Here is a 6,577-nt window from a genome sequence, read left to right on the forward strand (position 1 = left end):
CGATGCATCGCCGATGGTAGTGTGGGGTTTCCCCATGTGAGAGTAGGTCATCGTCAAGATTAAATTCCAGAACCCCTGTTTGCTCACGCAGACAGGGGTTTTGTTTGTCTGCTTGGAAAGTGCGAAGAGGCTCATCGCGATAGTCTTCACTGCGTCCTTGCCGTGGTTTAGTAAAGGTCCTTTGAGCGTTTGTGCCGCGATCTTCAAACTGCAAGATCATACAAGAACGGTTGACCCTTCCTTCGATAGCCTGACAACTCTCACCTACCAGAGGATTGGTCATGGCTCAGCAACAGCACTCAGCACAACCTGTAAATCTCGCGCAAAAGGCTTCGCTCATCAGTGAACAGTGGAGCCCGAGAGTCGTAGCCGAGATGAACGACTATCAGTTCAAGGTTGTACGCATCGAAGGCGAGTTCATCTGGCACTCACATCCAGAAACCGACGAGGCGTTTCTCGTGCTTGAAGGGATACTGCGTATCGACCTTCCGGAAGGTCCCGTGTATGTGGCGCCGGGGGAGTTGTATGTCGTTCCTCGCGGAATAGAGCACCGGACGGCCGCCGAAGGCGAAGCCAAACTGATGATGATCGAACCTCGCGGCATCTTGAACACCGGCCATGAAGGGGGAAACCGCACAGCCTTGAACGACCAGTGGATCTGAAATCCATCCTGCTGTTCGAGGCCACCGTCGCCATCTGGCAACAGTGGCCTCATACCCCGATGCTCGGTGCCGCCTGACTCAACGGCACCACACGGCCCTTCCAGGCTACCGTTTGGGAAATCGATGCAAAGTATTTCTGCATTTTTGCTATGGTGCAGCACATTTTCACAAGGATTGATCTTTCATCCGCAGGACGCGGCGTCGACCTTTTTCAACGAGATGCTGTAGAAATGCCTGAACCGATACCGATCAAAGACCACGAAAACGAAAACCGCCTGGTCAACAAACGCCTGCTCGCCTGCGCCTTGTTGGTGATCGGCATCACCTGTGCCCTGGTGGGTCGCCTGTATTTCCTGCAGGTGGTGCAATTCGACTATCACTCGACGATTTCTGAAAACAACCGTGTCCACGTACTGCCCATCACGCCGACTCGTGGCTTGATCTATGACCGCAACGGCGTTGTGCTGGCTGACAACCGCCCAAGCTACAACCTGATCATCACCCGCGAGCGCACCACCGACCTCAAGGGCGAGCTGGACGCGATCGTCAGTCTGCTGCACCTACCATCAGAAGACCGCGCCGTGTTCGACAAGGCGCTGAAGCAGGCGCGGCATCCTTTTGTGCCGGTTACGTTGTTTTATGAGCTGACCGAAGAACAGATCGCCGAACTCGCCGTCAACGAATTCCGCTTGCCCGGCGTAGACGTCGAACCGCAATTCGTTCGCCACTATCCCCTGGGCGCGCACTTCGCTCACTCCATCGGTTACGTTGGCCGCATCAACGAAAAAGAATCCAAGACCCTCGACTCGGTGGAGTACCGCGGCACGCAGTCCATCGGTAAGACTGGCATCGAGCGGTTCTACGAGTCAGAGCTGCATGGCCATGTCGGCTATGAAGAAGTCGAGACCAACGCCCAGGGACGCGTACTGCGCGTGCTCAAGCATACCGACCCGATCCCCGGCAAAAACATCGTGCTGAGCCTCGACGTCAAACTCCAGGAAGCGGCTGAAGAAGCCTTGGGCGATCGCCGTGGCTCCGTGGTGGCCCTCGACCCGCAAACCGGCGAAGTACTGGCCATGGTCAGCAAGCCCAGCTTCGACCCCAACCTGTTCGTCACCGGCATCAGCTTCAAGGAATATGCGGCCCTGCATGATTCCATCGACCGTCCGCTGTTCAACCGCGTCCTGCGCGGTCTCTATGCGCCGGGCTCGACCATCAAGCCGGAAGTGGCCATCGCGGGTCTCGACAGCGGGGTAGTGACCGCACAGACCCGTGTGTTCGACCCCGGTTACTACCAATTGCCCGACTTTGACCACAAATACCGCAACTGGAACCACAGCGGTGATGGTTGGGTGGATATGGACGCGGCCATCATGCGCTCCAACGACACCTATTTTTACGACCTGGCCCACAAGCTGGGCATCGACCGCCTACATGACTACCTGGCCGAATTCGGCCTCGGCCAGAAAGTCTCCCTGGACATGTTCGAAGAGTCAGCTGGCCTGATGCCGTCCCAGGCCTGGAAGCGCGCGACACGGCGCCAACCCTGGTTCCCGGGCGAAACGGTGATCCTCGGCATTGGCCAGGGTTATATGCAGGTCACGCCGCTGCAATTGGCCCAGGCCACCGCGTTGATTGCCAATAAAGGCGTATGGAATCGACCGCGCCTGGCCAAGACTATCAACGGCGTGGCGCCAGTGGATGAGCACCCGATGCCCAACGTGGTCCTCAAGGACCCGCGTGACTGGGAACAGGTCAACCACGGGATGCAACTGGTGATGCACGATCCCCGCGGGATCGCCCGGGCGGCCGCGCAGGGTGCTCAATACCGGATTGCCGGCAAGAGTGGTACCGCGCAGGTGGTGGCGATCAAGCAGGGTGAGCGCTACAACCGCGACAAAACCCTGGAGCGCCACCGTGATAACGCGCTGTTTGTCGGGTTTGCGCCGGCGGAACACCCTCAAATCGTGATTTCGGTGATGATCGAAAACGGCGAGGCCGGTGGCCGCGTCGCAGGCCCGGTGGTGCGCCAGATCATGGACGCCTGGCTGCTCGACCACGAAGGCCACCTGAAGCCGCAATATGCGACGCCGAGCAAAGCCCCCGGCGATCCCCACGTCTGACTCACACCTGCCATTCGTCCCAGTGCTCCACGCCCTCATGTGCCAGCCACGGCACATCATGGGCCGTCCAGATATGCGCGGTGGGCCTGACGCCCGGATCATCGTCCAGCGTCGCCACCCGCACAATCACATGGGGCTGATGCCCACGCTCGGCCATCAGATGTGAGCCACAGCGTGAGCAGAAACGCCTGAATTTGCCTGGCGAAGATTCGAAGGCCGCCAACAGTTCCTCGCCCTGCGTCCAGCGAAAATGTTCACGCATCACGCCGGCGGTGCTCACAAACGCCGCCGCATGCACCTTGCGACAGCTATCGCAGTGGCAGTGGCTGATGGGCATGTCCAGGCTGTCCACCTGGTAGCGCACGGCTTTACAGAAGCAACTTCCATTCAACGGGTCAGTCATAACCTATGGCCGGGTCAACGATGGGGGCATCATCATCGCGCAGAACCCAAGGTTGCGCATTGGTCGATGTCGCCTACTGTCAATGGAGGAGGTGACGTATGCACGTATCAGATCGAATCGAACGGAAAGTCCTACTGAACGCTCCACGCAAAAAGGTGTGGGAGGCGCTCACCGATGCCGAGCAATTCGGCCGCTGGTTTGGCATCGCCCTCAAGGGCAAGACCTTTGTCGCCGGGGAAACGATCGAAGCGCCGATCACTTACCCAGGTTACGAACACGTGATCTGGAAGGCCAGGATCGAACACATCTTGCCGCAGACGCGGTTTTCGTTCTCGTGGCACCCCTTCGCCGTAGAAAAAGGCATCGACTACGACAAGGAAACACCGACGCTGGTGGAGTTCACCGTTGAAGACCGCGCCCCGGGCATTTTGCTGCGGGTCGTTGAATCCGGCTTCGACACAGTGCCCGAAGCCCGCCGCCTGAAAGCCTTCAAAATGAATTCCCGCGGATGGGACGAGCAAATGCGCAATATCGAAGGCTACCTGAGCCACTTCCACCAAGGCATCGCCTGAGGCGATTGCGCGCTGTGTGCGCGTTAACGTGCCGCGTTTGGCCGGATGCCGGGTAGAATCACGCCCTGAAAGTGATTCCTGAGGTGCGTCACGGTGGATTTACAGCAGGGTTTTGTCCTGACCCGGCATTGGCGCGATACCCCGGCGGGGACGCAGGTCAGCTTCTGGCTGGCCACCGACCAGGGGCCGAGGTTTATCCGCCTCCCCGTGCAAAGCTCGGTGATGTTCATCCCCGAAGCCCATCGCAAACCGCTGGATTGGCTGCTCAAGGGCGAGCGCGATATCAAATTGCGCCCGCTGGAGCTGTGCGATTTCCATCACCGCAAGGTGTTGGGCCTCTACACCCGCCAGCATCGGCAACTGATGGACCTGGAAAAGCGCCTGCGCGCCGCCGGTGTCGATGTCTACGAAGGTGACGTGCGCCCGCCCGAGCGTTACATGATGGAGCGTTTCATCACCGCCCCCGTGTGGTTCGACGGCACCCCCGACGCCACGGGCGCGCTGCTCGACGCGCAGATGAAACCCGCGCCCGACTATCGCCCGCCGCTCAAGCTGGTGTCCCTGGACATCGAGACCACCGCCCAGGGCGATCTGTATTCCATCGCCCTCGAAGGCTGTGGCGAGCGCCAGGTGTACATGCTCGGCCCGCCGAACAAAACCGATGCGGTGGACTTCAAGCTCGACTATTGCGACACCCGCGGCCAATTGCTCGAGCGCCTCAACCAATGGCTCGCCACGCATGACCCCGACGCGATCATCGGCTGGAATGTGGTGCAGTTCGACCTGCGCGTGCTCCACGAACACGCCCAGCGCCTCAACGTGCCACTCTTGCTCGGCCGTGGCGATGAGCCCATGGCCTGGCGCGAGCACGGCAGCCGCAATCATTACTTCGCGGCCGCGGCGGGGCGGCTGATCATCGACGGTATCGAAGCGCTGCGCTCGGCCACCTGGAGTTTTGAATCCTTCAGCCTGGAAAACGTCGCGCAAACCCTGCTCGGCGAAGGCAAGGACATCTCCACGCCCTACCAGCGCATGGACGAAATCAACCGCATGTTCGCCGAGGACAAGCCGGCCCTGGCGCGTTACAACCTCAAGGATTGCGAGCTGGTCACGCGGATTTTCGAGAAGACCGAGCTGCTCAAGTTCCTGCTGGAACGGGCCAGCGTCACCGGCTTGCCGGCCGACCGCAACGGTGGCTCCGTGGCCGCATTCACTCACCTGTACCTGCCGCTGATGCACCGCCAAGGCTTCGTCGCGCCGAACCTGGGCGACAAACCGCCCCAGGCCAGCCCCGGCGGATTTGTCATGGATTCACGCCCCGGCCTCTACGAATCGGTGTTGGTGCTGGACTACAAAAGCCTCTACCCGTCGATTATCCGCAGCTTCCTGATCGACCCCGTGGGCCTGATCGAAGGCCTCAAGCACCCCGATGACAGCGAGTCAGTGGAAGGCTTTCGCGGCGCCCGGTTTTCCCGCACCCGGCACTGCCTGCCGGCCATCGTCGCGCGCATCTCCGAAGGCCGCGAAGAGGCCAAGCGCGAACGCAATGCGCCGTTGTCCCAAGCGCTGAAAATCATCATGAACGCCTTCTACGGCGTACTCGGTTCCAGCGGTTGCCGGTTCTTCGATACGCGCCTGGCGTCGTCGATCACCCTGCGCGGCCATCAGATCATGCGCCAGACCCGCGAACTGGTCGAAGCTCAGGGCTATGAAGTGATCTACGGCGACACCGATTCCACCTTCGTCTGGCTCGGTGGCGCGCACTCCCAGGAGGACGCCAGCCGCATCGGCCAGGCGCTGGTGCAACACGTCAACGATTGGTGGCGCGCGCATTTGCACACTGCATTCGGCCTGCACAGCGCCCTGGAGTTGCAATACGAAACCCACTTCACGCGCTTCCTCATGCCGACCATTCGCGGCGCCGAGGAGGGCAGCAAGAAGCGTTACGCCGGCTTGGTGGTGCGCGGCGACGGCAGCGAAGAGATGGTCTACAAGGGCCTGGAAACCGTGCGCAGCGACTGGTCGCCCCTGGCCCGGCAATTCCAGCAGGAGCTCTACCATCGTATCTTCCACCGCCAGCCCTATCAGGATTACGTGCGCGACTACGTGCGGCGCACCTTGAGCGGCGAATTCGACGAGCTGCTGATCTACCGCAAGCGCCTGCGCCGGCGGTTGGACGACTACGAGCGCAACGTCCCGCCGCACGTGCGCGCTGCGCGCCTGGCCGACGACTACAACGACCGCATGAACCGCCCGCGTCAGTACCAGCGCGGCGGCTGGATCAGCTACGTGATCAGCGTCAACGGCCCGGAACCGCTGGAAGTGCGCCAGGCACCGATCGACTACGACCACTACGTCACCCGGCAATTGCAGCCAGTGGCCGATGCGATTCTGCCGTTTGTGAATGACGACTTCGGCACCCTGGTCGGTGGGCAAATGGGCCTGTTCTAACCCGTTTGCCTCGCGCGGGTGAGCGTCTACGCTGTTGGCGTGCTCGGTAATTTCTACGCGACACCAAGGAGGAAGTCCCATGTACACGCTCTACGGCACCGACGACTCCGGCTCATGCATGATCGAAATTGCCCTGCAGCGTTGCGCGGTGCCATGGCATCGGGTGGACGCCAGTTCCTGGCAGGACGGCGAGGGCAGCGAAGCGCTCGCGCGTATCAACCCGCTCAAGCAGATCCCCACGCTGGAAACCACGGACCTGCTGCAGCTGCATCAACTGATCAACCAGCACATGGGCCTGGAATTGCTGCTGGTGTACAACGACCGTTCCCGTGGCAACTCGCGGATCGACCGCGAAGACACGGTCTA

6 protein-coding genes and 1 pseudogene are annotated in these 6,577 nt (G+C 60.8%); 5 read left to right on the forward strand and 2 right to left on the reverse strand.

Going from position 1 to position 6,577, the window contains the following annotated elements:
• Positions 1 to 207 (reverse strand): hypothetical protein (locus L9Z73_RS22845; RefSeq protein WP_247405801.1); only part of this gene is annotated, 207 nt, incomplete at its 3' end.
• A 74-nt stretch (positions 208 to 281) separates the two neighbouring features.
• On the opposite strand from L9Z73_RS22845, the gene L9Z73_RS22850 reads away from it, so the two are divergent.
• Both L9Z73_RS22850 and mrdA read left to right on the forward strand, forming a co-directional pair.
• Positions 282 to 662, forward strand: a complete 381-nt coding sequence (locus L9Z73_RS22850; protein WP_247405804.1) for a cupin domain-containing protein — start codon at positions 282 to 284, stop codon at positions 660 to 662.
• Between the two features lie 230 nt (positions 663 to 892).
• Positions 893 to 2,785: a penicillin-binding protein 2 gene (gene mrdA / locus L9Z73_RS22855; RefSeq protein WP_247405807.1), complete on the forward strand. Its 1,893-nt coding sequence runs from the start codon at positions 893 to 895 to the stop codon at positions 2,783 to 2,785.
• Between the two features lies 1 nt (position 2,786).
• Here mrdA and L9Z73_RS22860 read toward each other — a convergent pair whose 3' ends face one another.
• Positions 2,787 to 3,188 carry a GFA family protein gene (locus tag L9Z73_RS22860; RefSeq protein WP_247405810.1) on the reverse strand — a complete coding sequence of 134 codons (402 nt, stop codon included), beginning with the start codon at positions 3,186 to 3,188 and terminating at the stop codon, positions 2,787 to 2,789.
• A gap of 98 nt (positions 3,189 to 3,286) precedes the next feature.
• Here L9Z73_RS22860 and L9Z73_RS22865 point away from each other — a divergent pair, with 98 nt between their 5' ends.
• The 3 genes and pseudogenes from L9Z73_RS22865 to L9Z73_RS22875 all read left to right on the forward strand — a co-directional run.
• Positions 3,287 to 3,760: an SRPBCC family protein gene (locus L9Z73_RS22865; protein ID WP_247405812.1), complete on the forward strand. Its 474-nt coding sequence runs from the start codon at positions 3,287 to 3,289 to the stop codon at positions 3,758 to 3,760.
• A gap of 93 nt (positions 3,761 to 3,853) precedes the next feature.
• Positions 3,854 to 6,211, forward strand: coding sequence for a DNA polymerase II (locus tag L9Z73_RS22870; RefSeq protein ID WP_247405815.1), 2,358 nt, complete (start codon positions 3,854 to 3,856; stop codon positions 6,209 to 6,211).
• Positions 6,212 to 6,290: 79 nt separating this feature from the next.
• Positions 6,291 to 6,577: pseudogene (locus L9Z73_RS22875) on the forward strand (hypothetical protein); the annotation flags it as partial.

This window comes from Pseudomonas emilianonis, assembly GCF_023072625.1.
Classification (GTDB): domain Bacteria; phylum Pseudomonadota; class Gammaproteobacteria; order Pseudomonadales; family Pseudomonadaceae; genus Aquipseudomonas; species Aquipseudomonas paraveronii.

Excerpts from the sequence above, each read along its gene's own strand:
- mrdA (WP_247405807.1), top strand. The coding sequence starts at position 893 with ATGCCTGAACCGATACCGATCAAAGACCACGAAAACGAAAACCGCCTG.
- L9Z73_RS22865 (WP_247405812.1), top strand. The coding sequence starts at position 3,287 with ATGCACGTATCAGATCGAATCGAACGGAAAGTCCTACTGAACGCTCCA.
- L9Z73_RS22860 (WP_247405810.1), bottom strand. The coding sequence starts at position 3,188 with ATGACTGACCCGTTGAATGGAAGTTGCTTCTGTAAAGCCGTGCGCTAC.
- L9Z73_RS22850 (WP_247405804.1), top strand. The coding sequence starts at position 282 with ATGGCTCAGCAACAGCACTCAGCACAACCTGTAAATCTCGCGCAAAAG.